General features: G+C 38.4%; 28 protein-coding genes, 3 tRNA genes and 3 pseudogenes. 28 read left to right on the top strand and 6 right to left on the bottom strand.

Annotated elements, in window-relative coordinates:
- From ACVC7T_RS04010 to ACVC7T_RS03920, 19 genes and pseudogenes are all read left to right on the top strand, one after another.
- On the top strand, positions 1-1,545 hold a 1,545-nt coding region (locus ACVC7T_RS04010; protein ID WP_447262523.1), incomplete at its 5' end, for an SNF2-related protein.
- Positions 1,526-1,899 (top strand): annotated as a pseudogene (locus ACVC7T_RS04005) (TnpV protein). The gene ACVC7T_RS04010 and the pseudogene ACVC7T_RS04005, both read left to right, overlap by 20 nt.
- Positions 1,900-2,265: 366 nt before the next feature.
- A complete protein-coding gene (gene tet(O/W/32/O), locus ACVC7T_RS04000; RefSeq protein WP_394734122.1) occupies positions 2,266-4,185 on the top strand; it encodes a tetracycline resistance ribosomal protection mosaic protein Tet(O/W/32/O) in 1,920 nt (639 codons plus the stop codon).
- A 51-nt stretch (positions 4,186-4,236) separates the two neighbouring features.
- A pseudogene (locus ACVC7T_RS03995) lies at positions 4,237-4,426 on the top strand (cysteine-rich KTR domain-containing protein).
- A 280-nt stretch (positions 4,427-4,706) separates the two neighbouring features.
- Complete coding sequence (locus ACVC7T_RS03990; RefSeq protein WP_269089472.1) at positions 4,707-5,090, top strand: protein rep; 384 nt, start codon at positions 4,707-4,709, stop codon at positions 5,088-5,090.
- Between the two features lie 103 nt (positions 5,091-5,193).
- Positions 5,194-6,597 carry a tetracycline efflux MFS transporter Tet(L) gene (gene tet(L), locus ACVC7T_RS03985; RefSeq protein WP_105160878.1) on the top strand — a complete coding sequence of 468 codons (1,404 nt, stop codon included), beginning with the start codon at positions 5,194-5,196 and terminating at the stop codon, positions 6,595-6,597.
- 475 nt (positions 6,598-7,072) lie between these two features.
- Positions 7,073-8,134 (top strand): annotated as a pseudogene (locus tag ACVC7T_RS03980) (recombinase family protein); the annotation flags it as partial.
- A gap of 33 nt (positions 8,135-8,167) precedes the next feature.
- Positions 8,168-9,091, top strand: coding sequence for an alpha/beta fold hydrolase (locus tag ACVC7T_RS03975; protein ID WP_105111008.1), 924 nt, complete (start codon positions 8,168-8,170; stop codon positions 9,089-9,091).
- Positions 9,092-9,291: 200 nt separating this feature from the next.
- The gene (locus ACVC7T_RS03970; RefSeq protein WP_105123377.1) at positions 9,292-9,681 is read left to right on the top strand and encodes a prealbumin-like fold domain-containing protein; all 390 of its coding nucleotides are present in this window, start codon (positions 9,292-9,294) and stop codon (positions 9,679-9,681) included.
- Between the two features lie 128 nt (positions 9,682-9,809).
- On the top strand, positions 9,810-10,529 hold the full coding sequence (locus ACVC7T_RS03965; protein WP_447262522.1) for a CPBP family intramembrane glutamic endopeptidase: 720 nt from the start codon (positions 9,810-9,812) through the stop codon (positions 10,527-10,529).
- Positions 10,530-11,078: 549 nt separating this feature from the next.
- Positions 11,079-11,306 carry a hypothetical protein gene (locus ACVC7T_RS03960; protein ID WP_153056059.1) on the top strand — a complete coding sequence of 76 codons (228 nt, stop codon included), beginning with the start codon at positions 11,079-11,081 and terminating at the stop codon, positions 11,304-11,306.
- A 166-nt stretch (positions 11,307-11,472) separates the two neighbouring features.
- Positions 11,473-11,883 (top strand): DUF1801 domain-containing protein, encoded by a 411-nt coding sequence (locus tag ACVC7T_RS03955; RefSeq protein ID WP_105111011.1) that lies wholly within the window; start codon positions 11,473-11,475, stop codon positions 11,881-11,883.
- A gap of 4 nt (positions 11,884-11,887) precedes the next feature.
- The gene (locus ACVC7T_RS03950; RefSeq protein WP_238140783.1) at positions 11,888-12,109 is read left to right on the top strand and encodes a hypothetical protein; all 222 of its coding nucleotides are present in this window, start codon (positions 11,888-11,890) and stop codon (positions 12,107-12,109) included.
- A 132-nt stretch (positions 12,110-12,241) separates the two neighbouring features.
- Positions 12,242-12,478, top strand: coding sequence for a YdeI/OmpD-associated family protein (locus ACVC7T_RS03945; protein ID WP_238140782.1), 237 nt, complete (start codon positions 12,242-12,244; stop codon positions 12,476-12,478).
- A 189-nt stretch (positions 12,479-12,667) separates the two neighbouring features.
- On the top strand, positions 12,668-12,901 hold the full coding sequence (locus tag ACVC7T_RS03940; RefSeq protein ID WP_105111013.1) for a DUF2969 domain-containing protein: 234 nt from the start codon (positions 12,668-12,670) through the stop codon (positions 12,899-12,901).
- A 51-nt stretch (positions 12,902-12,952) separates the two neighbouring features.
- Positions 12,953-13,033 (top strand) — tRNA-Tyr (locus ACVC7T_RS03935).
- A 138-nt stretch (positions 13,034-13,171) separates the two neighbouring features.
- Positions 13,172-13,243, top strand: a tRNA-Gln gene (locus ACVC7T_RS03930).
- A gap of 123 nt (positions 13,244-13,366) precedes the next feature.
- Entirely contained in the window at positions 13,367-14,572 is a 1,206-nt protein-coding gene (gene rpsA / locus ACVC7T_RS03925; RefSeq protein ID WP_105111014.1) for a 30S ribosomal protein S1, read from the top strand.
- Between the two features lie 37 nt (positions 14,573-14,609).
- A tRNA-Arg gene (locus ACVC7T_RS03920) sits at positions 14,610-14,681 on the top strand.
- A gap of 37 nt (positions 14,682-14,718) precedes the next feature.
- On the opposite strand, the gene ACVC7T_RS03915 is transcribed toward ACVC7T_RS03920, so the two are convergent.
- From ACVC7T_RS03915 to ACVC7T_RS03900, 4 genes are all read right to left on the bottom strand, one after another.
- On the bottom strand, positions 14,719-15,813 hold the full coding sequence (locus tag ACVC7T_RS03915) for a tyrosine-type recombinase/integrase (RefSeq protein ID WP_447262521.1): 1,095 nt from the start codon (positions 15,811-15,813) through the stop codon (positions 14,719-14,721).
- Positions 15,814-16,080: 267 nt separating this feature from the next.
- Positions 16,081-16,917: a type II toxin-antitoxin system PemK/MazF family toxin gene (locus ACVC7T_RS03910; protein ID WP_447262520.1), complete on the bottom strand. Its 837-nt coding sequence runs from the start codon at positions 16,915-16,917 to the stop codon at positions 16,081-16,083.
- A 12-nt stretch (positions 16,918-16,929) separates the two neighbouring features.
- On the bottom strand, positions 16,930-17,319 hold the full coding sequence (locus ACVC7T_RS03905; RefSeq protein ID WP_447262519.1) for an ImmA/IrrE family metallo-endopeptidase: 390 nt from the start codon (positions 17,317-17,319) through the stop codon (positions 16,930-16,932).
- 6 nt (positions 17,320-17,325) lie between these two features.
- Positions 17,326-17,685 (bottom strand): helix-turn-helix domain-containing protein, encoded by a 360-nt coding sequence (locus ACVC7T_RS03900; protein ID WP_447262518.1) that lies wholly within the window; start codon positions 17,683-17,685, stop codon positions 17,326-17,328.
- Between the two features lie 181 nt (positions 17,686-17,866).
- On the opposite strand from ACVC7T_RS03900, the gene ACVC7T_RS03895 reads away from it, so the two are divergent.
- Positions 17,867-18,103, top strand: a complete 237-nt coding sequence (locus tag ACVC7T_RS03895) for a helix-turn-helix domain-containing protein (protein ID WP_125265727.1) — start codon at positions 17,867-17,869, stop codon at positions 18,101-18,103.
- 154 nt (positions 18,104-18,257) lie between these two features.
- Here ACVC7T_RS03895 and cas2 read toward each other — a convergent pair whose 3' ends face one another.
- Positions 18,258-18,527, bottom strand: coding sequence for a CRISPR-associated endonuclease Cas2 (gene cas2 / locus ACVC7T_RS03890; RefSeq protein WP_044767818.1), 270 nt, complete (start codon positions 18,525-18,527; stop codon positions 18,258-18,260).
- Between the two features lie 75 nt (positions 18,528-18,602).
- Here cas2 and ACVC7T_RS03885 point away from each other — a divergent pair, with 75 nt between their 5' ends.
- A complete protein-coding gene (locus tag ACVC7T_RS03885; RefSeq protein ID WP_447262517.1) occupies positions 18,603-18,773 on the top strand; it encodes a hypothetical protein in 171 nt (56 codons plus the stop codon).
- Here the strand turns inward: ACVC7T_RS03885 and ACVC7T_RS03880 are convergent.
- Entirely contained in the window at positions 18,764-19,003 is a 240-nt protein-coding gene (locus ACVC7T_RS03880) for a hypothetical protein (RefSeq protein ID WP_248019288.1), read from the bottom strand. The two genes, ACVC7T_RS03885 and ACVC7T_RS03880, sit on opposite strands and share 10 nt — an antisense overlap.
- 77 nt (positions 19,004-19,080) lie before the next feature.
- Between ACVC7T_RS03880 and ACVC7T_RS03875 the strand changes: the two genes are divergently transcribed.
- The 7 genes from ACVC7T_RS03875 to ACVC7T_RS03845 all read left to right on the top strand — a co-directional run bounded on the left by ACVC7T_RS03875 (position 19,081) and on the right by ACVC7T_RS03845 (position 22,221).
- Positions 19,081-19,305, top strand: coding sequence for a hypothetical protein (locus ACVC7T_RS03875; RefSeq protein WP_447262516.1), 225 nt, complete (start codon positions 19,081-19,083; stop codon positions 19,303-19,305).
- A 353-nt stretch (positions 19,306-19,658) separates the two neighbouring features.
- Positions 19,659-19,946 (top strand): hypothetical protein, encoded by a 288-nt coding sequence (locus ACVC7T_RS03870; protein WP_447262515.1) that lies wholly within the window; start codon positions 19,659-19,661, stop codon positions 19,944-19,946.
- Positions 19,936-20,082: a hypothetical protein gene (locus tag ACVC7T_RS03865; RefSeq protein ID WP_447262514.1), complete on the top strand. Its 147-nt coding sequence runs from the start codon at positions 19,936-19,938 to the stop codon at positions 20,080-20,082. The genes ACVC7T_RS03870 and ACVC7T_RS03865 overlap by 11 nt, the downstream gene beginning before the upstream one ends.
- A gap of 36 nt (positions 20,083-20,118) precedes the next feature.
- Entirely contained in the window at positions 20,119-20,451 is a 333-nt protein-coding gene (locus ACVC7T_RS03860; protein WP_447262513.1) for a hypothetical protein, read from the top strand.
- Positions 20,441-21,211, top strand: coding sequence for a replication initiator protein A (locus ACVC7T_RS03855; RefSeq protein ID WP_447262512.1), 771 nt, complete (start codon positions 20,441-20,443; stop codon positions 21,209-21,211). Before ACVC7T_RS03860 ends, ACVC7T_RS03855 begins: the two co-directional genes overlap by 11 nt.
- Positions 21,212-21,223: 12 nt before the next feature.
- Entirely contained in the window at positions 21,224-22,051 is an 828-nt protein-coding gene (locus ACVC7T_RS03850; protein ID WP_447262511.1) for an ATP-binding protein, read from the top strand.
- Positions 22,052-22,059: 8 nt separating this feature from the next.
- The gene (locus tag ACVC7T_RS03845; protein WP_153308583.1) at positions 22,060-22,221 is read left to right on the top strand and encodes a hypothetical protein; all 162 of its coding nucleotides are present in this window, start codon (positions 22,060-22,062) and stop codon (positions 22,219-22,221) included.
- Positions 22,222-22,225: the final 4 nt, after the last annotated feature.

Below are 22,225 nucleotides of genomic sequence, written 5' to 3'. Positions count from 1 at the left end.
TTGGTAAAAAATCTAGAAGTAGAGCACCGCAATGCTTCATTAAGTGAACAAGAACTCCTTGCCAAGTATGTGGGCTGGGGTGGACTTGCCAATGATTTCTTTGATGACTATAATCCAAAATTTTCTAAGGAACGAGAAGAACTGAAAGGTTTAGTCACAGATAAAGAGTATTCAGATATGAAACAGTCCTCTCTGACAGCCTATTACACAGACCCTGCCCTTATCCGTCAGATGTGGGATAAGTTGGAAAGAGATGGTTTTACAGGTGGTAAAATCCTAGATCCTTTGAGCCGAGAGAAGCAGGTTACCTATATCAATGACAAACTTGAGCAACTCCGAGAAATCAAGCTAGGAAGTGACAGTGATTACACGGTGAAAGAAGCGGAACGTTCGATTAAGGGATTGGAACACCAGTTGGAAGAACTCCAAAAACTAGAGCGAGATACCTTTATTGAATTTGAAAATCTTGGCATTGATTTTCTCTTTGTGGATGAGGCTCATCACTTCAAGAATATCCGACCAATCACTGGACTTGGGAATGTCGCGGGTATCACCAATACCACTTCAAAAAAGAACGTAGACATGGAAATGAAGGTGAGACAGGTTCAGGCAGAGCATGGCGATAGAAATGTCGTTTTTGCGACAGGAACACCAGTTTCTAACTCCATCAGTGAACTTTTCACCATGATGAATTACATTCAGCCCGATGTTTTGGAACGATATCAGGTATCCAATTTTGACTCATGGGTTGGGGCTTTTGGGAATATCGAAAACTCTATGGAACTAGCCCCGACAGGTGATAAATACCAACCTAAGAAACGGTTCAAGAAATTTGTCAACCTTCCTGAACTCATGCGAATTTACAAGGAAACAGCTGATATTCAGACTTCAGAAATGCTTGATTTACCTGTACCTGAAGCTAAGATTATTGCGGTGGAAAGCGAGTTAACGCAAGCTCAGAAATACTATTTAGAAGAACTGGTAGAGCGTTCAGACGCTATCAAGTCAGGTAGTGTTGATCCAAGTAGAGATAACATGCTTAAAATCACAGGTGAAGCCAGAAAACTAGCCATTGATATGCGGTTGATTGACCCTGCTTATAATTTATCAGATAATCAGAAAATCCTTCAAGTGGTCGATAATGTCGAGCGGATTTACCGTGAAGGAGCTGGAGAAAAGGCTACTCAGATGATTTTCTCAGATATTGGAACACCTAAAAGTAAGGAAGAAGGGTTTGATGTTTACAATGAACTTAAGAACTTGTTGGTCGATCGAGGGATACCAAAAGAAGAAATTGCCTTTGTCCATGATGCCAATACTGATGAGAAGAAAAACTCATTGTCTAGAAAGGTCAATAGCGGAGAAGTGCGGATTCTCATGGCTTCGACAGAAAAAGGGGGAACAGGATTAAACGTCCAGTCTCGCATGAAAGCTGTCCACCATTTAGACGTTCCCTGGAGGCCCTCAGATGTAGGACGGATTTTGCGGACATTCAAAATAAAAAAGAATGTGGAGGTAACAGACAATGGCAAAGACAATTTTTGAGGAAATGGGCGGTAAATACGAAAGGCAAGGCGATTATTTAATACCGTGCTTAACTGTACCCGCCGAAGAAGAACAGCCGATAGGCATCTGGGGACAGCGGCATTTGGATTATCTGAAGCATCACTGCAAAGTTACATACACCAATCTTCTTACAAGCGGCAGACTTAACGCTTACCTTGCCGACATTGACAGACAGGCACAGGAACGCTTTGAAAGGCTCATAGAGGGTATGAAACAGGCACAGGGCATAACGGAACAGTAAAGGCAGAAAACGCCTTAGAATGGACAGGATGCCTCAATAACATAAGGGCTTGTGCGAGGGAGATTGTGGAAAAGGAAATTATTTTTGCATAAACAGATGATTAGTGGCAGGGGGAAATCCTGCCGCTTTTTCTGCTTTAGTTTGTCAGCTTGACAAATAAAGGGTTAAGGAATATAATTAGATTCAGTATTATACAAGGAGTTAATAAATATGCGGCAAGGTATTCTTAAATAAACTGTCAATTTGATAGTGGGAACAAAAAGTAGCAGTCCCGTTTCACTTTTAATATGGGGCTTAGTTTTTTGTACCCAGTTAAAGAATACTTTTATCATGTAATTTTATATGCCCGAAAACATATAAGTGTTTTGGGGCTATTGGAGTTATTTACCCAGTGATAGGAGTATTTATCACTGGGTATTTTTATGCCCTTTTTTGGGTGTTGATAGGAGGAAAATCACATGAAAATAATTAACTTAGGCATTCTGGCTCACGTTGACGCAGGAAAGACAACATTAACGGAAAGTTTATTGTATACCAGTGGTGCAATTGCAGAACTAGGGAGCGTAGATGAAGGCACAACAAGGACAGATACAATGAATTTGGAGCGTCAAAGGGGAATCACTATCCAGACAGCAGTGACATCTTTTCAGTGGGAGGATGTAAAAGTCAACATTATAGATACGCCAGGCCATATGGATTTTTTGGCGGAGGTGTACCGCTCTTTGGCTGTTTTAGATGGGGCCATCTTGGTGATCTCCGCTAAAGATGGCGTGCAGGCCCAGACCCGTATTCTGTTCCATGCCCTGCGGAAAATGAACATTCCCACCGTTATCTTTATCAACAAGATCGACCAGGCTGGCGTTGATTTGCAGAGCGTGGTTCAGTCTGTTCGGGATAAGCTCTCCGCCGATATTATCATCAAGCAGACGGTGTCGCTGTCCCCGGAAATAGTCCTGGAGGAAAATACCGACATAGAAGCATGGGATGCAGTCATCGAAAATAACGATAAATTATTGGAAAAGTATATCGCAGGAGAACCAATCAGCCGGGAAAAACTTGTGCGGGAGGAACAGCGGCGGGTTCAAGACGCCTCCCTGTTCCCGGTCTATTATGGCAGCGCCAAAAAGGGCCTTGGCATTCAACCGTTGATGGATGCGGTGACAGGGCTGTTCCAACCGATTGGGGAACAGGGGAGCGCCGCCCTATGCGGCAGCGTTTTCAAGGTGGAGTATACAGATTGCGGCCAGCGGCGTGTCTATCTACGGCTATACAGCGGAACGCTGTGCCTGCGGGATACGGTGGCCCTGGCCGGGAGAGAAAAGCTGAAAATCACAGAGATGCGTATTCCATCCAAAGGGGAAATTGTTCGGACAGACACCGCTTATCCGGGAGAAATTGTTATTTTAGCTGATGATACTTTGAAACTGAACGACATTCTAGGAAATGAAAAACTCCTGCCTCATAAAACACGGATTGATAATCCCATGCCATTACTTCGGACAACGGTAGAGCCGCAAAAGCCGGAGCAAAGGGAAGCCCTGTTAAATGCCCTCGCAGAGATTGCTGATACAGACCCTCTTTTGCATTTTGACATTGATACTGTTACACATGAGATTATGTTATCTTTTTTGGGAAAAGTACAGTTAGAAGTTATTTGTTCGCTATTAGAAGAAAAATATCATGTGGGCGTGGCTATGAAAGAGCCTTCGGTTATTTATCTGGAAAGACCGCTTAGAAAAGCAGAATATACCATCCACATAGAAGTCCCGCCAAATCCTTTCTGGGCTTCTGTCGGGTTGTCCATAGAGCCGCTCCCTATTGGAAGCGGAGTGCAGTATGAAAGCAGAGTTTCACTTGGATATTTAAATCAATCGTTCCAAAATGCGGTTATGGAGGGGGTTCTTTATGGCTGCGAGCAGGGGCTGTATGGATGGAAAGTGACAGACTGTAAAATCTGTTTTGAATATGGATTGTATTATAGTCCTGTAAGTACCCCCGCAGACTTTCGGCTGCTTTCCCCTATCGTATTGGAGCAGGCTTTAAAAAAAGCAGGGACAGAACTATTAGAGCCATATCTCCACTTTGAAATTTATGCACCGCAGGAATATCTCTCACGGGCGTATCATGATGCTCCAAGGTATTGTGCAGATATTGTAAGTACTCAGATAAAGAATGACGAGGTCATTCTGAAAGGAGAAATCCCTGCTAGATGTATTCAAGAATACAGGAACGATTTAACTAATTTCACAAATGGGCAGGGAGTCTGCTTGACAGAGTTAAAAGGATACCAGCCAGCTATTGGTAAATTTATTTGCCAACCCCGCCGCCCGAATAGCCGTATAGATAAGGTTCGGCATATGTTCCACAAGTTAGCTTAACAGCTTGCAAAAGTCATATAAAATGAGATTTGAAAGGATTAGAGACTAATTATGATGAAATGCGAATGGATATTGTGTCCTGTTTGTGGGAGCAAAACCCGTAATAAAATTAGGAAGGACACTGTTTTGGAGAATTATCCCCTTTATTGTCCAAAATGCAGACAAGAAAGCTTGATTAAAGTTGACAACTTGAAGATAACTGTCATCAAAGAGCCAGACGCTTAAGACGCAGAGCCGATGAAATTGTGGAACAATTCACGAATCATCGGCTCTTTTTGTTTCGTATTTGAAAGAACAAACTCACCAAATAAAAAAAACGATATTCGGGTGGGTTATTTTGTTATACTTATTTGTCCTATAAACTATTTAGCAGCATAATAGATTTATTGAAGAAGAAGCTGTTAGATTAATTTTAGGTGTTGATAAAAACAGCATAAAAGATATGTATAGCTTATTGAAAAAGAAATATAACCCTCAAAATAAGCCTGTTTCTTTTGCTGAAAATGAATTGCTAGAAATGGATTCAATTTTGGAAAAAGGCAATGAAATTAGACTATGATCCAAATGTAAAAGTTCAAATGATTCGACCGAAAAATAAATATAAATCGGATATACAATCGGCAATTGACGAAACTGCAAAATATCCTGTAAAGGATACGGATTTTATGACCGATGATGAAGAAAAGAATTTGAAACGTTTGTCTGATTTGGAGGAAGGTTTACACCGTAAAAGGTTAATCTCCTATGGTGGTTTGTTAAAAGAAATACATAAAAAATTAAACCTTGATGACACAGAAGAAGGCGATTTGATTCATACAGATGATGACGAAAAAGCCGATGAAGATGGATTTTCTATTATTGCAATGTGGAATTGGGAACGGAAAAATTATTTTATTAAAGAGTAGTTCAACAAACGGGCCATATTGTTGTATAAGTGATGAAATACTGAATTTAAAACTTAGTTTATATGTGGTAAAATGTTTTAATCAAGTTTAGGAGGAATTAATTATGAAGTGTAATGAATGTAACAGGGTTCAATTAAAAGAGGGAAGCGTATCATTTTTACGACACAACCAAATTTTAATTTGGCTTTGCATTTTATCTTTTTTTAGCGTATTAAATGAAATGGTTTTGAACGTCTCATTACCTGATATTGCAAATGATTTTAATAAATCACCGGCGAGTACAAGCTGGGTGAACACAGCCTTTATGTTAACCTTTTCTATTGGAACAGCTCTATATGGAAAGCTATCTGATCAATTAGGCATCAAAAGGTTACTCCTATTTGGAATTATAATAAATTGTTTCGGGTCGGTAATTGGGTTTGTTGGACATTCTTTTTTTCCCATACTTATTCTGGCTCGATTTATTCAAGGAGCTGGTGCAGCTGCATTTCCAGCACTCGTGATGGTTGTAGTTGCGCGCTATATTCCAAAGGAAAATAGGGGTAAAGCGTTTGGTCTTATTGGCTCCATAGTAGCTATGGGAGAAGGTATCGGTCCAGCTATTGGTGGAATGATAGCCCATTATATTCATTGGTCCTATCTTCTACTCATTCCTATGATAACAATTATCACTGTTCCGTTTCTTATGAAATTATTAAAGAAAGAAGTAAGGATAAAAGGTCATTTTGATATCAAAGGAATTATACTAATGTCTGTAGGCATTGTATTTTTTATGTTGTTTACAACATCATATAGCATTTCTTTTCTTATCGTTAGCGTGCTGTCATTCCTGATATTTGTAAAACATATCAGGAAAGTAACAGATCCTTTTGTTGATCCCGGATTAGGGAAAAATATACCTTTTATGATTGGAGTTCTTTGTGGGGGAATTATATTTGGAACAGTAGCAGGGTTTGTCTCTATGGTTCCTTATATGATGAAAGATGTTCACCAGCTAAGTACTGCCGAAATCGGAAGTGTAATTATTTTCCCTGGAACAATGAGTGTCATTATTTTCGGCTACATTGGTGGGATACTTGTTGATAGAAGAGGTCCTTTATACGTGTTAAACATCGGAGTTACATTTCTTTCTGTTAGCTTTTTAACTGCTTCCTTTCTTTTAGAAACAACATCATGGTTCATGACAATTATAATCGTATTTGTTTTAGGTGGGCTTTCGTTCACCAAAACAGTTATATCAACAATTGTTTCAAGTAGCTTGAAACAGCAGGAAGCTGGTGCTGGAATGAGTTTGCTTAACTTTACCAGCTTTTTATCAGAGGGAACAGGTATTGCAATTGTAGGTGGTTTATTATCCATACCCTTACTTGATCAAAGGTTGTTACCTATGGAAGTTGATCAGTCAACTTATCTGTATAGTAATTTGTTATTACTTTTTTCAGGAATCATTGTCATTAGTTGGCTGGTTACCTTGAATGTATATAAACATTCTCAAAGGGATTTCTAAATCGTTAAGGGATCAACTTTGGGAGAGAGTTCAAAATTGATCCTTTTTTTATAACAGGAATTCAAATCTTTTTGTTCCATTAAAGGGCGCGATTGCTGAATAAAAGATACGAGAGACCTCTCTTGTATCTTTTTTATTTTGAGTGGTTTTGTCCGTTACACTAGAAAACCGAAAGACAATAAAAATTTTATTCTTGCTGAGTCTGGCTTTCGGTAAGCTAGACAAAACGGACAAAATAAAAATTGGCAAGGGTTTAAAGGTGGAGATTTTTTGAGTGATCTTCTCAAAAAATACTACCTGTCCCTTGCTGATTTTTAAACGAGCACGAGAGCAAAACCCCCCTTTGCTGAGGTGGCAGAGGGCAGGTTTTTTTGTTTCTTTTTTCTCGTAAAAAAAAGAAAGGTCTTAAAGGTTTTATGGTTTTGGTCGGCACTGCCGACAGCCTCGCAGAGCACACACTTTATGAATATAAAGTATAGGAATCATAAAGAATGAAAAATATAAAGGCGATATTCTAATGGGCAAAACTTTTACAGTGGATCCAATAAGCAAGAGACGTTTAAGTAATTTTGGTGAAGAAGATAAGTACTACATCAAAGATAATCATGAACCTATAATATCTAAAGAAGACTTTGAGAAAGCTCAGGAGATTAGACTGCGTCGAGCAGGAAATAAGAAGACTGCTGCAAATGTAAATGGTAAGCGTGAACGCTATTCAAAAATGTATGCTTTTAGTAGCATGTTAGAATGTGGTTTTTGTGGTTCAATATTATCTAGAAGAAGTTGGCACTGCCGTTCAGATTATCGTAAGGTTGTGTGGCACTGTGTTACATCGATAAAGAAAGGAAAGAAATTTTGTAAGCATAGTAAAGGATTAGAAGAGCTCGCTATTGAGGGGGCTTTCATGGAAGCTTACAGACAACTTTATCATTCAAATGAAAACTTAATGACAGACTTACTTGAAACGATTGAATCTGAATTGAATGACAATAGCCTTAGCAAGGAATTAAAAAGGATTACAAACAAACTTCGAACATTACTAAAAAAAGAGGAAAATCTTGTAAATCTAAGGCTCAAAGGGAAAATTAGCGATACCATATACAATGAAAAGTACAATGAAATTTCCTCAGAAAAAGAGTTTCTAGCAGAAGAGAAGGTAAATATTGAAACAACCTTAAAATCAGAAATCGATGTAAAGAAAAGACTAACTGAGTTTAAGCACTTGCTATCTTCACAGAAAATGTTTACGGAGTTTGATCGTGCAGTTTTTGAAAGTATTGTTGAGAAAATTATTGTAGGTGGAGTTAATAGCGACGGAGAAATTGATCCTGCAATGTTAACCATAATATTCAAAACAGGTGAAACTCAAAACAAGGATGGTAAACAATTTAAAAGTAAACGTAAAAATGCTAAACTAGAAACAGATAAATTGTGTCCTCAAAACAGTGACGAGGATAAAAAATTGTATTCTCAAGGACCAGACTACACATGTGGAGAGTGTAGTATTGATGTCACGAGCGTAAACGAAGTGTATTAATAATTATATTGTAATTAGATAGTAGGTGAAATTATGATTACTAAAAAAATTAAATCTAAGCGAGATGGACTGGAGCTCGAACTTGCTATTATAGAGCCAAGCTCTAATCCTATTGGAATTGTTCAGTTAGTTCATGGAATGTCAGAACATAAAGAAAGATACTACGATTTTATGAATTACTTAGCTCAAAACGGTTATGTCTGTGCGATTCATGACCATAGAGGTCACGGAGCTAGCGTTAAAGACTCATCTCACTTAGGATATTTTTATACAGAGGACAGCTCTGTTATTGTTGACGATGCTTATCAAGTGACAGAATACTTAAAAGAAAGATATCCTTCGTTAAGTATTTCAATATTTAGTCATAGCATGGGCACTCTTGTTTCTAGAAATTATTTAAAGAAATACGATTACGAGCTTGATAAAATAGTTTTATGTGGGCCACCAACTGAGAATAAATTAGCGGGATTTGCAGTATTTTTAGCAAAAATAAGCAGTGTTTTTTATGGCAAATATAAGCCCAATAAATTTTTTAATTCTTTATCAGCCGGTCAATATAGCAAGGGATATGAAAGCCAGCTAGATTGGATTTGCGCTAATCCAGACACAGTCAAGGAATACGATGCAGATCCGCTTTGTGGTTTTATATTTACTACAAATGCATTTATCAATCTTTTTAAATTATTAAAATCAGCGTACAATGGCAAAGACTGGAGACCAAAAAACACTGCTTTACCAATATTTTTAATAGCTGGAGAAGATGATCCTGTTATTCAAGGAAACGAAAAGTTTAAGGGTTTAGAAGGATTCTTAAAAAGTCTTGGATATAAAAACATTAAAAGCAAGCTTTATAAAGGTATGAGACATGAAATACTTAATGAAAGAGATAAAGAAACTATTTATCAGGACGTGCTAGAATTTTTACGCTCTGATACAAATAAAAAAGAAAAGATTTAGAATGTACTGACCCCAAAAAGTTGGACAAATAATTATTGAAAGGATTTAGTTCTGTATTGGACAGGACTAATGTTACTGCTTGCAAAAACTATTTATTATTAATAGAATGGAACAGATTGGATGGTAAAGGTATGATTAGAAAATTTCAGAAAGAAGATATTGAAAAGTAATATGGGATTGGCAAATGCAACATTTGATTTATTCTTGGTAAAAGTCGGCTCTGCTCAGGTAAACCTATAAAAACTGTGACAACAGGGGCTGACGGTAAGGCTATAATTGATGAGCTGGATTATGACAAAGAGTATATATTGGTTGAAACAAAGGCTCCTAACGGATATGTTTTAAATAAGGAACCTGTAAAAGTTAATGTAAAAGATTTGGATGAGGGTGAAGCCGTTATAAAGCTTTCTGTTAAAAATGATAAGGATAACAAAACTAATCCTCCTGCAAATGTTCCTACGGTAGTTAAGAAATATAAAGCTCCGGAAACCGGAGATAGCTCCAACATTAGTTTTTACTTGGTGACAGGCGTTGTTGCTTTGCTTATGTTGCTTGGATTGATTGGTAAGAACCATAGAAAGAATAATTGATTAGTCAGATGAATTAGAATGGCTTACATATAGCTATCTCTATATTGTAGTGGACTTAGAGGCAAAATCAAAGCACTTCAAGCAAATACTTGGAGTACTTTTTGATAGATGAAAGCAGGAGGTTGTATATGAAGAAGAACTATATTTTATTAACAGCGTATATGATTATAATGGGAATAGGACTTTTTATCAGTAATCATTTCTTAAATACTCCATATAATTCAACGGAGTTCAGCAGGAAGTTTTTGCCGTTTATGTTTATATTAGCGATATTGGTTTTGTACTACGGCATAAAAAATAAAAATGAATTAACCTTGAACTCAGAAAGCAAGCCGAGCTATGTATTTTCAGCACTTTTGTTCATCCCTGTAGTAGGGTTTGGACTATATTCAATTGTCAGAGGATTTAGTCCGGATTTAGCATTTGTTATATTGATAATAGATACTGCTTTGATTGGAATAGCTGAAGAAGGCATGTACAGAGGGATATTGCTTGGTGCAATGGCGAAGAAGATGAATCCGGCTCTTGCCATACTGCTGTCTTCAGTGCTATTTTGTGCATTACATTTAATAAATGTTATAGGAGGTCTATCAGTCTCCGAGCTAATGGGACAACTTGTCTCAACCTTTGTTATGGGAGTGTTCTTAGGAGCTATGTATTTGGACACACGAAAAATACTGTTCCCTATAATTTTCCATTCTCTTTGGGATTACATATTGCTCAGCGGTAGCCTTGCAGAAGTTCAAATTCTGCCTATAGTATTGATAGGGGTATATGTTTTAGAGGTGGTTATTTCCCTTGTAATAATAATTAAACTTCTAAGGAAAAAAGAAAGGTTTTTCAGCTAGTAAGGGAATACAATTTTATATGCTTCTCCGACATTCAGATTGGTCGAGGTGAACGAAGCTTAATAAAACTGAATAAAACTGAATTCAAAGATATAAGGCGATAGAAATGGAGTATCATACCCCAAAATCTATCGTCTTTTCTGGTGTCCGAAGTTAAAAAGAGAGGGATGCGAAAGCGGAATGTGATTGTTTTTACCATCAATCCTCCTTATGAGGTAGTCGCTCTGCTGGTGAAAGCCTAGAAACCTTTGAATGAAAGCATATTGAAAAGCCTTGGAGACAAGGCTTTTTAGCTTAGGGTGGGGAAGTATCAGAGTGAGAAAATTTTTAGAGGGAGTAGAAGTGATAGCTAGAAATTATCCAATTCTATTCCCATTTACCCTTTGGGTACGTGTTTGTTTCCATTGACAAGGAGTTTTGGGGAATAGAAACGTAACTACCTTTAAATCGTTTAAATGATTGCCCCTGAAAGTGGAGTGAAAGGGAAATGAGTAGATGTGAAATGTGATATAATAAAAGAAAAATTATTGTATAGAATGGGAAGAGAGTATGAAATATAATGACTTCATAAAAGAAACTATAATGGATTTCAGTTCTATAGAGTTTAAGAATATCAAAGCTTTACTTATTGGAGAGTATATTCAATTTTCCTTTTTGGAGGATAATCGGATTGATCAGTATATTTTTTCTGAAAAATTATGTGATTATTTAGAAAAATTGGAATTGAAGACCAAGATACCTTTTCAAAAACACTCTTTAATTCCAAATATTGGATAGAATTTAGTTTTAAAATCAATTGTACTATCAAAAATAAAACAAGATATTAATGAGAAAATAGATGCAAGATAGTCTACGTACACTTGGATATAAAACTAGGGAAATGTTGTAACTAAATTTTATAATCCTTGGATATTATTAGAGCCACTCATCAGAAAGGAAATCTATGTCAAAATTTTCCCCTACTGGACAGTCGGTCCATGAATTGTTTGCAGAATTGAAAACAGTCCGTAAGCAGGAAGATGCCTACAAATTACTAGAATTGCACCAGCGCATCAGCCAGGAGGAAGCTGTCGTTTGGTATCCCAGCATTATTGGCTTTGGTTGCTACCATTATAAGTATGATACTGGGACGGAAGGAGATTCACCCATTCTCGCTTTTGCGGCCAGACAGGCCAAGATTAGTCTTTATATTGATCAAAATCTGCCTGGACGCCAGGAGCTATTGGACCGTTTGGGCAAGCATAAGGCAGCAGTTGGTTGTGTCTATGTTAATAAATTGGCAGACATTGATATGGAAGTTCTAGAGGAAATTCTGGTCAAATCTATTGAATACCACCGTCAAAAAGGGGAGTAAAATCATGGATGAAACCTTATTGAAAAAGCTAAAGTTGGATAAGTTCACAGATGTGGCTATGATGAAACCAGCGCAGGAGGAAGAAACTGCTTTTGATGGCTATGGCTTTCCGACAGAAGTAGCGGAGAAACTTGAGCTTGGGCTAGCCTACGTTTATAGCTTAGAGGAGATGAAGAACATAATTTTGCAGGCATCTGCACAACATCTTCTAGTTGAAAATGGTTAGCTTTATCTCTTCTATCCCAAAAATAAAAACAAGCTAGGGCACGCTCCCATTCATCGAGATCACATTTTTCCCTATCTAGAAGTTACTGATGAGGATGGCTATATCAAGGGCACAGCCTACAAGTTCAATCGAATGGTAGCGCTTGATGACAACTACACCATGGTGGCAGTCAAATTCCAACCAGAAACAAAGGTCCAGTCAAGCAGTCGATCGTCAGCCAGAGTAGGCGATTATCTGGATAAGGTCGCAGACATTGAGGGGTTTTTGGAACATCATCCAAAAGAATTGAGCTTTTATCAGAGTTTAACGCCAGGCTATCAACGAGATTGGGCCAGGTATGTTTACTCAGCCAAGACAGAGGCCACGTAGAACAAGCGTCTGGCTGAAATGGTTGATATTTTAGAACAAGGCTACAAGACAAAGCAATTGTATCGAGAAGGTAAAAAATAATTGTTTATCATAGTAAAAAATGTAAATCCGAACAAATAGTATAATAGGAGCGCTTGCACTTGCATGCTCTTCTATTTTTTTGTAGAATAGTAAAAGTGAGGTTTTAAAATGAGTAAAAAAGATAAAAAAATTGAAATCCAACTAGAAGATAGCAAGGTTGTGGTCAATAAAGAAGAATTTTCAGGCTATCGTTTGGTTATCGGAAAAAAAGTTATCGGTGAGATTGCTGAATTTGAAGAAAAAAATCTTGCAGTGGTAAAAAACGGAGCTGTTGATAGTTTTTATAAATCTTTGGAATCAGCAGTAGCAAATATTATTGAAAATTACAATTTAAGCAATTAGAAGACTTGTAATTATCACTATTCTATGGTAGAATAGTGAATGTTAGTGCGCGGAGAGATAGCGAAGAGGCTAAACGTGGCGGACTGTAAATCCGCTCCTTCGGGTTCGGGGGTTCGAATCCCTCTCTCTCCATATCTAAGATACTAAGGGCGTCAAACGCACAGTAAAAATAGGAAGTTGACAGCAAATCCTGATTTGCTAGGCAACTTATCTTTTTTACACAGCGTTTAGCCCGAGTTCATTTCAGAACGTTATCTTAGTGGTGTATTTTGGGGTATCGCCAAGCGGTAAGGCAAGGGACTTTGACTCCCTCATGCGTTGGTTCGAATCCAGCTACCCCAGTCAAGGTATTAGGTTTATCCTAATTCGTCAAAGATGTCCATATTGTTGTTGTCCTTGCGTGTGCCTTAATAAAATATATTTTATGTTGGGTCGGGAGGCCCGATTGTCGGAGGTTTATTTATAATGAACGAATTTGAAGATTTGTTGAACAGTGTAAGCGAAGTTACACCTGGTGATGTCGTAACTGCTGAAGTATTGACAGTTGATGCTGGTCAAGCGAATGTAGCTATCTCAGGTACTGGTGTAGAAGGCGTATTGACTCTTCGTGAGTTGACAAACGACCGTGATGCTGATATCAACGACCTTGTTAAAGTTGGTGAAACACTTGAATTGCTTGTGCTTCGTCAAGTAGTAGGGAAAGATACTGACACTGTTACATATCTTGTTTCTAAGAAACGTTTGGAAGCACGTAAAGCATGGGACAAGCTTGTTGGTCGTGAAGACGAAGTTGTTACAGTTAAAGTTACTCGTGCCGTTAAAGGCGGTCTTGCAGTTGAATTTGAAGGTCTTCGTGGATTTATCCCAGCTTCAATGATCGATAGCCGTTTCACTCGTAACACTGAGCGCTTTGTAGGTCAAGAATTTGATGCTAAAATCAAAGAAGTTGATCCAGCAGAAAACCGCTTCATCTTGTCACGACGTGACGTTGTTGAAGAATCAGCAGCAGCAGCACGTGCAGAAGTATTTGGTAAGTTGTCAGTAGGTGAAGTTGTAACTGGTAAAGTTGCTCGTATCACTAGCTTCGGTGCTTTCATCGACCTTGGTGGTGTTGATGGTTTGGTTCACTTAACTGAATTGTCACATGAGCGTAACGTATCTCCTAAATCAGCAGTTACTGTTGGTGAAGAAGTTGAAGTTAAAGTTCTTGCTATCGACGAAGTTGAAGGTCGCGTATCATTGTCATTGAAAGCTACACAGCCTGGTCCGTGGGACGGCGTTGAGCAAAAATTGGCAGCTGGTGATGTGATTGAAGGTAAAGTGAAACGTTTGACTGACTTCGGTGCTTTCGTTGAAGTATTGCCAGGTATCGATGGTTTGGTACACATCTCACAAATTTCACACAAACGTGTTGAAAATCCAAAAGATGCTTTGTCAGTAGGTCAAGAAGTTACTGTTAAAGTTCTTGAAGTGAATGCAGCTGATGAGCGTGTATCACTTTCTATTAAGGCTTTGGAAGAGCGTCCAGCAGCAGCTGAAGGCGAAGAAAAAGCTGAAAAACGTGCACCACGTCCACGTCGTCAAAAACGCGAAGAAAAACGTGACTTCGAATTGCCAGAAACACAAACTGGTTTCTCAATGGCAGACCTTTTCGGTGACATTGAATTGTAATTCGATTAAAAACTTGCCTTGCGCAAGTTTTTCCTTTCCACCCTTAGTGTAATGGATATCACGTAAGATTCCGGTTCTTGAGATGGGGGTTCGATTCCCTCAGGGTGGATAATATAACGCCGAAAACCCTTGACACACAAGGGTTTTTAACTTTGTCGCCCTAAATTCGCCCCAAATTTTTCAAAAAGATTTCTAACTTTATCAAAATTTTGGATTTGTTTTTCTTCAAAAAGGTGGGCGTATGTTTTTAATGTTTCTGTCGTATCTTTATGACCAACCAATTTCGATATCGTTACAATATCTAGGTCGTTGTAGATTAAAAAGCTAACATAGGTATGCCTAAGTCCGTGAATGGTAAAAGTAGGCCTAGTTTTCTTTTGTAGCGCTTTGTTAGCTGCGGTACTGGATACCTTGGTAAATAATCGTTTTTCTGGATTATCAATATAGCCAACTTCCATGTATTCATCGTAAGCTTCTAGCCATTCGTGGTCAATCGGTACGTCTCGTTCTGATTGAGGATTCTTAGTAGGTCCCCAACCTTTCTTTCTGCCATGGACTTTATAAGTTTTTCGGATATGTAGGCACATGTTTTGACGGTCTACGATGAATTTAGTTAGCCCGGTCGCTTCTGAAAAGCGTAACCCGGTCTTGCCTATTGTATAAATAAAGAAGTGGCTCTGGTATTTAATGGTCCGCCTACAATCTAGTAAGAGGTCGCTGTATTCGTTGAGCTCCAAGTATTTCTCACCTTCATCCTTAGATTCAACGTTTGAAAAAATTTTAGCTAATTGTGTAAAGTCTTTTTTTAACGTTCCTTGATGCAAGGCAACCTTAATTGCTGACCTAATCTGGGAATTAAACAGTTTGACCGTGTATTTGACATATCTATCTGCTAGCTTATTGAGGACTTCCTGGTGCATGGTTGCCGTGATTTTGGATAGCTTAGTATTTTGGTAATACTCTTTGATGATTTTTAGGTTAAATTCATATTTCCGGTAAGTTTCTGGGTCGACGTGTGGTTTCTTATGGACCTTCATCCATTTTTCAAAGTACTCAGCAAGGGTGATATCCTTATCTTCGACAATGCCATTGGACAGCTCAATTTCAGCCTGTGAGGCTGCTTGCACGGCATCAGACTTAGTCCTAAAGCCAGACTTAGATTTCTGCTTATATGAGCCGTCTGGAGCTTTATAGCTGATACGGTATTCCCATCCGTTATCTCTTTTTCTAAAATATGCCATTGATTTACCCTTTCTAATTTGATAAAATGGGTATAGTAAAGAGACCTACTGCAAAGCAGGTTTTACTACACGAGATACCCTACACTCAAGCTTTGGTCGGCGGAGAGTGTGGGGATTTTTTTGTTAGAGATTATTAGCAAAAAGAAAACCCCTTACTCGATGAGTAGGGGTTAGATTGTCCTCAAGGGACTAAGTCAATTATTTTGTCGTCAAGCGACCTTATGAAATAATTATAACCTTTATCATCGTTTATGTCAACAGTTTTTATTATAAAATATTTTTTAGAGCATTATCAATTATATCTAGTGTTTCAGCTGGTAATGTTACATCCGTTAATAAAGAGTATTTATTAATAGGGTCTAGAAGTCGCATTTTGCTGATAGTGGTTACCTGATTTAAAAGAGCGATACTCCCACTTTTTAGATTTTGAATTTTATCAACTAATTTTTCTAGGTATTCTCCCTGTTCTGTTATAGCATCTAGCATTGTTTTTATGTCTTTTTGTTCTTTTTCAACAAGAAGTAACTCTTTTTCGAGATATTTCTCAACCCTTGAGTCTGCTCTATTAGATACTACTTGTTCGTTGATTAAGCTTTCTAATTCGATTAGTTTGTCTTGTATAGAATTTTGTTTTTCTTGGAAAATAATCTTTTGATTATTTATAGTGTTGATATTATTTTGTGCTTTTTGTATAAGTAATCGATGTATTTCGTTGTACAAAGGAAGTTGATAATATTTCAGGTTGTTTAAATCGGTTGTCTCCTTAATTGAAGTAAGTGGTAATATGTGTAGAAGATGATTATTTCTTGAATCTTTTTTGTTGAGGACAATAGCATAGTGAACACCACCATACTCGGAACCGACATTAAAACCTAAATCTACATAAATGACACTCCCTCTGTCAAAGGCTGGAAGACTTCTTGGATTAAATCTTTTTTCTTGTTTTAAATATTTTGTCCAACTTTCAATCCATTGGTCTATTTTATCAGCTCGTTTATCATCTGGATCTCCTTGCCTTGTTAGAAAATGAAGGTATTCTTCTAAGTCTGCAATAACCTCAGCCGTGTATTGAGCAATTTCAGCATTTGTTCGTCCGCTTCCCATGTATATCCTCCTTTAAATTATTTCAGCTAAACTATAAAATTCTTCTTTGACCATAGCTTCGTCAGCTATGGTTTTTAAGTTGTATTTTTCCATAAAGCGAACGTAATTAAATTCTCTGACATCGTCCATCAAGGCCAATTCTTCTTTGACTAGATAATGGATCATATTCCTATCCGCTTGTAATTCATACTGTTCACGTCTTCGGTCATATTGTGCTGGGTCGTGGTCTTCATGGCCCATTTCGTGGTAGATGACTTTCTTGTGTTGGATTTCATCCAAATAGGCGTCAACCGCAATCATATTCGCACGCTTGTTGTATATGCCTTTCTTGTCCGTATCTCTACCGTCAAAATAGACCAAATCAATGCCACGCTCTGCGCAGACTGATTCTGGTGTCATCATAGGCAATTATTCCTTATCTCTGTTTTTCATGCGAGTTTCAAGGATAGAGGCAATGAGGTCGATATCCTCATCATTGAGAGGCATACCGTCATAAGACATGGACTCGGCTGCCATTTCCTTGAAGTCGATTGTGGGGGTGGGTTGATTTGTGGGAGTCACTTCCATACCAAGTAAATACTCAGTTGTAATACCTAATACTTTTGCGAAAGTATCGGCACGGTTTAGTGGAAATTCTCTTGTTTTATTAAAATATCTCGATAATGTGGATTTGGCGATTCCTGTCCGGCGGGCCAATTCACTCATTGAGATATTTTTTTCTCCCAATTTATCCATTAGTATTTGGATTATTTCTTCATTGGTCCTCATAATTTTGCTCCTTTTTAAATTTGATTACATTATAACACTGTTCCCAAAAAAACACAAATAAAAGCAAAAAAATAATATTTTTATTTTTTTTGCAAAAAAGTGTTGACAAAATGGAACGAAGGGTATATACTGAAATTGTTCCAAAACGGGAACGATAAAAGTTATCAAGAAAGGAGTACGGATGAAAATAAATTTAAAACGTCTAAAAGCAGAACGTATAGCAAAAGGTCTAACTCAAGATGAGGTAGCGAATCGAATGGGCTGGAAAGACCGTGCACTGTATGCTAAGCGTGAAAATGGCTTAGTAGATATAGGTGTCAATGAATTCGCAAACATTGCTTCAATTCTTGGTTTTTCGAGAGATGAATTAGGAATTTTTTTTGAAGATAGTGTTCCCGAACGGAAACTACCCAACTAACAAACCAGAAAGGAGAAAACCATGAGACCAAAACGGTATCCGTATCAAGGAAAGAAAAAAGGACCTATCGCGGTAACGATAGACCCTAAAGGATTTGCATATCTGATGAAGAATGACGAAATTCTATCAGAAAGGCTACATTACGGTTTTCCTGCTAAAAAATGTGATTAGAAAGGAACTCCCAGTTGTCTTTATGAGACCATCCATAGTAATTATCTGTCAATTCCGCTATGAAAATATCGTCGTTCTTATCGATGGCCTTTGCGAGGATTTCATATATTTGGACGGGTTCCTTAGATGTCTTGATAATCCACACAGATTTTTGAAGCTTACAATATGCGCCTAACGATTCAATCGCCTTATATAAATCTTCATATCTTTGATTCGGGATGTTTAAGTCATAACAAATAATATATGGTTTCATAACTTCACCTCCTTCCCTTGTTGATATACCAATTATAGCACAGAGAGGAGCAACCAAACTAGAAAGGAGGAAGGGATGGACAAGGATGTACAACAATTTCTTGAGTTTAGAAAGAAATTTACTAAGCGCGAATGGCATGAATTAAATCGTGCTGTAGAAGTTCGACTGAATGAAAAAGCCGACCAGCTGGGACTGGACGACTTTGATTTGAAAGTTATCACAGAACGTTTAGAACGTTATTTGTGAACAACTTGAATGAATATTGGGTGAATACGATAGTCAGCACCTTGATAGTGGACATAAACATAATCTTGCTGATACATGGTATCAGCGACAGTCTTGGTAATTGGTGCGTAGAGTTCTGCATTTTCTTCCCACCAAATATTCGGACTCGTCATGTGTGTTCCCATTTTACAAGAGGCATCCGCTGACAGATTGACCCATTTGCCACAAAGGCAAGCATGAATTTCAGTCATATTTATTCTCCTTTCCTTGTTGATATACCAATTATAGCACAGAGAGGAGAACCAACTAAACTAGAAAGGAGAGCAGCATGTCAGGAATTGAACTCATAAGAAAGCGCAATAAGACAACAACTTCTCTGAAAGAGCAAGGTTTTCTAACAGTCTACGACTGCAACGAAAAAAGAACGCTCATCTTACAAGAAGTGGTGCGGTTTCCTAGAGCTAACCCACGATGTGGTTATGCAAACAGCCATACAGTAGTTGGCTACTTGGACAAACAAGGTAATGCGGTGTTTACAGAAGGTTATGCCTGATACGCAAAAAACCACTGCGGGAACAGTGGCTTACAAAAATATTCACTTAAATTATAACACACGAAAGCGAGGTTTGACAAGATGGATGACATTGCTGAAAGCCTCATATCACGCTTTATCAGTCAGCTAAAAGTTAGATTGGTGGAAGTATTTGAGGTGTTTAACATAGAACTAGCAATGCCCTTGCTACTCAATAGCAAGCAGTGTAAGAAGTTGCTAGGTATTGCAAATGAGACGGAATTCCAGAGGGTGTCACACCTAAAGGATTTTCCAAGGATTGAAAAGAAAGGGTCGCACCCTCGATTTCCACGAGATGCGGTGGTTGAGTGGATGCGTGTAAATTGGAGATTATTATGACAGAAACTATATTTGACGCTATTACAAGTGTATCAGTGTTTGTACTGCCGATTTTGGTAGCAGGCATTTTGGAACAGCGGGAACTGGAAAAGCAACGTAAGGAACGTGAAGCTAAATTACTTAGGGAACAACTGACTGACTTGGCTTGTGAACGTGCAGTTGAAGCTGATAGACAAGCCTGGAAAAGCAGAGTTAAACAGTCACTGGAGAACTGGGAGCCAATCAAGTTTGCAGATGATGTGCCAGCTCGCACGGCTAGAAAGTGGGGCAGACATGCACATTAACGAGGGTATCGGAAGAGAAAATCTTATCGACCAGATTGTCTCTTTCACTGGAAAAGTAAGGGAAGAATACAGCGATTTGTCACCGTACGACCTTGCTGTGGAATTAAAAATCGCTAAGATACAGGCAGGTGTGTGATGACAAGTTTGATTAGTTGTAGAAAGGATTTTGGGAATGACGGAATTGACGACGATTGAAGCAAATGTATTGAACGTTATCCTGCCTTACCGATTTGACAAACCTATCAAGTTTGAGAAAGTCCAGGAACGAACAAAACTAGGCAGACGGATGTTACAAAACGTACTAGAGGCTTTGAAGAAGAAAGGTCATCCAGTTGGTAGTCATAAGACAGAACCGTTTGGACTGTATATGGCTAAGACAAAAGAAGAATTAGAAATCGGTATGCGAGCCAATGTGAAACAAGCAGAGACAACGCTTGAAATCGCTAGGGTACAGCGTGGGATTGACTTGGATGAGTATTGGAAGGAGGAAGCTATTGCACATTGACGAAGTTAGAAATAACCAGTTTTATCAGTTTCCGCAATGGTTACTGGAAGAGCCGTACAACAGATTAAGCCACAGAGCTATGTTGATGTACATGCTCTTATGGGATAGGAGAGGGTTGTCTGAAAAGAATGGTTGGTATGATAAAAATGGCAAGGTGTATGTTTATTTTACCAACGAACAATTTATGGAAATCTTAAAATGCTCCAAACAAACCGTTGTGACAACGAAGGAAGAGCTACATGAATTCGACCTACTCAAAGAGGTTCGACAGGGAGTAAATAAGCCTAATCGCTTATATATCAACGGAAGTCTAAAAAATAGACTTCAAGAAGTCCAAAATTTAGACGAAGGAAGTCTAAAAAATAGACTTCAAGAAGTCCAAAATTTAGACGGAATCAATACTAATATTATCAAGACTAATATATCTAATATAAATAATAATATTAGCGAACAAAATCCCTTGAAAAAAATTGTCTATACCATTAGACAAAATTGGGGAAAAGATTTAACACCAATTGAACTTGAAACCGTAACGAAGATGTTGGGTGATTACCCGTTTGAGATTATTGACTTCGCTATCTCAGAAGCGACATTGCGTAATAAGAAAACAATTCGCTGGGTGGAGAGGTGTTGTCTTGACTGGTACGTCCACAACAATTTGGAAACCGTCACAGCGATACAGGATTATTTACTTGCTAAGAAGAGTTGGACAAGGAAAGAGACTGATGCACCAGATCCAAACTATCCACCACCCTACTAGGAAGGAGTTAGGATGAAGATTGGAGAAGTCCATGATGTGATAGACGAGATGTGTTTGAAACATCAGGTTTATCTATGGCGAACAAAGCATAAAGTCATGGTTAAGAACGAGACGGTGCCACGGCATATCACTTGTTGCCCTGAATGCACCAGGGAAAAGATGAACGAGCAACAGTTGAGAGAGGTGGGTCAAGCCTTAGAGGTTGAGATGTGGACTAGCTCTTATAACGTATTCGCTAAGAAGAGCATGATACCAAAAGAGTTGAAAGACGCATCTTACAAGACCTATACGATTACCAACAGAATCGAGGAAGAAGCAAAACAGTTTGCCTTAAGGCTGAACGAGTTCTACTTTAAACATCAAGGTAAAGGGAACGCTATTATCCAAGGTAAGCCTGGTATCGGGAAGAGCCATCTGTCTATCAGTATCGCTAGGAAGCTGAATATGGATTGGCGGTCAATCTCTGAACCGAAGAGCGTGTTGTTCATCTCAGTACCGAAGATGTTCCAACGTATCCAAGAAGGGTTTGGCTACAAAGACGGGACTAGTGCCCAGCAGATGATTGACATGCTCACAAAAGCTGACTATCTCTTTCTGGACGATCTAGGCAAGGAATCGACATTTGGCAGAGAAGTCAAAGAGGCGAACGACTGGAAACAGAATATCCTCTATCAGATCTTGGATGAACGTGATACAACCATCATCAACACCAACCTGACAGGGGAACAGATGCAGAAGGCGTATGACCGCTCACTTGTCAGCCGAATCATGAAAGGTGCGATGAATAATGTTTTTAAGTATCCAGATAATGCACAGAGTAGACGAGAATTACCGTTTTAGGAGGGATAATGCAAGAGAAATTAAAAATGATTGCTGATCACGAAGAAAAATACGGTCGGATAGGCGATGAAGTCAGAGGACTGTTATTGCAGCAGAAGCACCATATTATCCAGAAAAAACTAGATGAGTGGGCTGGTTGGTCCGAGATTGGCGGAAAGGTAGAGTTTTGATGTT

The sequence above is a fragment of the Streptococcus sp. P25B114 genome (genome assembly GCF_053010325.1).
This window is presented reverse-complemented; position numbering and strand designations above follow the sequence as displayed.

Excerpts from the sequence above, each read along its gene's own strand:
- ACVC7T_RS03975 (WP_105111008.1), top strand. The coding sequence starts at position 8,168 with ATGATTACTAAAAAAATTAAATCTAAGCGAGATGGACTGGAGCTCGAA.
- ACVC7T_RS03965 (WP_447262522.1), top strand. The coding sequence starts at position 9,810 with ATGAAGAAGAACTATATTTTATTAACAGCGTATATGATTATAATGGGA.
- ACVC7T_RS03960 (WP_153056059.1), top strand. The coding sequence starts at position 11,079 with ATGAAATATAATGACTTCATAAAAGAAACTATAATGGATTTCAGTTCT.
- ACVC7T_RS03955 (WP_105111011.1), top strand. The coding sequence starts at position 11,473 with ATGTCAAAATTTTCCCCTACTGGACAGTCGGTCCATGAATTGTTTGCA.
- ACVC7T_RS03950 (WP_238140783.1), top strand. The coding sequence starts at position 11,888 with ATGGATGAAACCTTATTGAAAAAGCTAAAGTTGGATAAGTTCACAGAT.
- ACVC7T_RS03945 (WP_238140782.1), top strand. The coding sequence starts at position 12,242 with ATGGTAGCGCTTGATGACAACTACACCATGGTGGCAGTCAAATTCCAA.
- ACVC7T_RS03940 (WP_105111013.1), top strand. The coding sequence starts at position 12,668 with ATGAGTAAAAAAGATAAAAAAATTGAAATCCAACTAGAAGATAGCAAG.
- rpsA (WP_105111014.1), top strand. The coding sequence starts at position 13,367 with ATGAACGAATTTGAAGATTTGTTGAACAGTGTAAGCGAAGTTACACCT.
- ACVC7T_RS03915 (WP_447262521.1), bottom strand. The coding sequence starts at position 15,813 with ATGGCATATTTTAGAAAAAGAGATAACGGATGGGAATACCGTATCAGC.
- ACVC7T_RS03910 (WP_447262520.1), bottom strand. The coding sequence starts at position 16,917 with ATGGGAAGCGGACGAACAAATGCTGAAATTGCTCAATACACGGCTGAG.
- ACVC7T_RS03905 (WP_447262519.1), bottom strand. The coding sequence starts at position 17,319 with ATGATGACACCAGAATCAGTCTGCGCAGAGCGTGGCATTGATTTGGTC.
- ACVC7T_RS03900 (WP_447262518.1), bottom strand. The coding sequence starts at position 17,685 with ATGAGGACCAATGAAGAAATAATCCAAATACTAATGGATAAATTGGGA.
- ACVC7T_RS03895 (WP_125265727.1), top strand. The coding sequence starts at position 17,867 with ATGAAAATAAATTTAAAACGTCTAAAAGCAGAACGTATAGCAAAAGGT.
- cas2 (WP_044767818.1), bottom strand. The coding sequence starts at position 18,527 with ATGAAACCATATATTATTTGTTATGACTTAAACATCCCGAATCAAAGA.
- ACVC7T_RS03885 (WP_447262517.1), top strand. The coding sequence starts at position 18,603 with ATGGACAAGGATGTACAACAATTTCTTGAGTTTAGAAAGAAATTTACT.
- ACVC7T_RS03880 (WP_248019288.1), bottom strand. The coding sequence starts at position 19,003 with ATGACTGAAATTCATGCTTGCCTTTGTGGCAAATGGGTCAATCTGTCA.
- ACVC7T_RS03875 (WP_447262516.1), top strand. The coding sequence starts at position 19,081 with ATGTCAGGAATTGAACTCATAAGAAAGCGCAATAAGACAACAACTTCT.
- ACVC7T_RS03870 (WP_447262515.1), top strand. The coding sequence starts at position 19,659 with ATGACAGAAACTATATTTGACGCTATTACAAGTGTATCAGTGTTTGTA.
- ACVC7T_RS03865 (WP_447262514.1), top strand. The coding sequence starts at position 19,936 with ATGCACATTAACGAGGGTATCGGAAGAGAAAATCTTATCGACCAGATT.
- ACVC7T_RS03860 (WP_447262513.1), top strand. The coding sequence starts at position 20,119 with ATGACGGAATTGACGACGATTGAAGCAAATGTATTGAACGTTATCCTG.
- ACVC7T_RS03850 (WP_447262511.1), top strand. The coding sequence starts at position 21,224 with ATGAAGATTGGAGAAGTCCATGATGTGATAGACGAGATGTGTTTGAAA.
- ACVC7T_RS03845 (WP_153308583.1), top strand. The coding sequence starts at position 22,060 with ATGCAAGAGAAATTAAAAATGATTGCTGATCACGAAGAAAAATACGGT.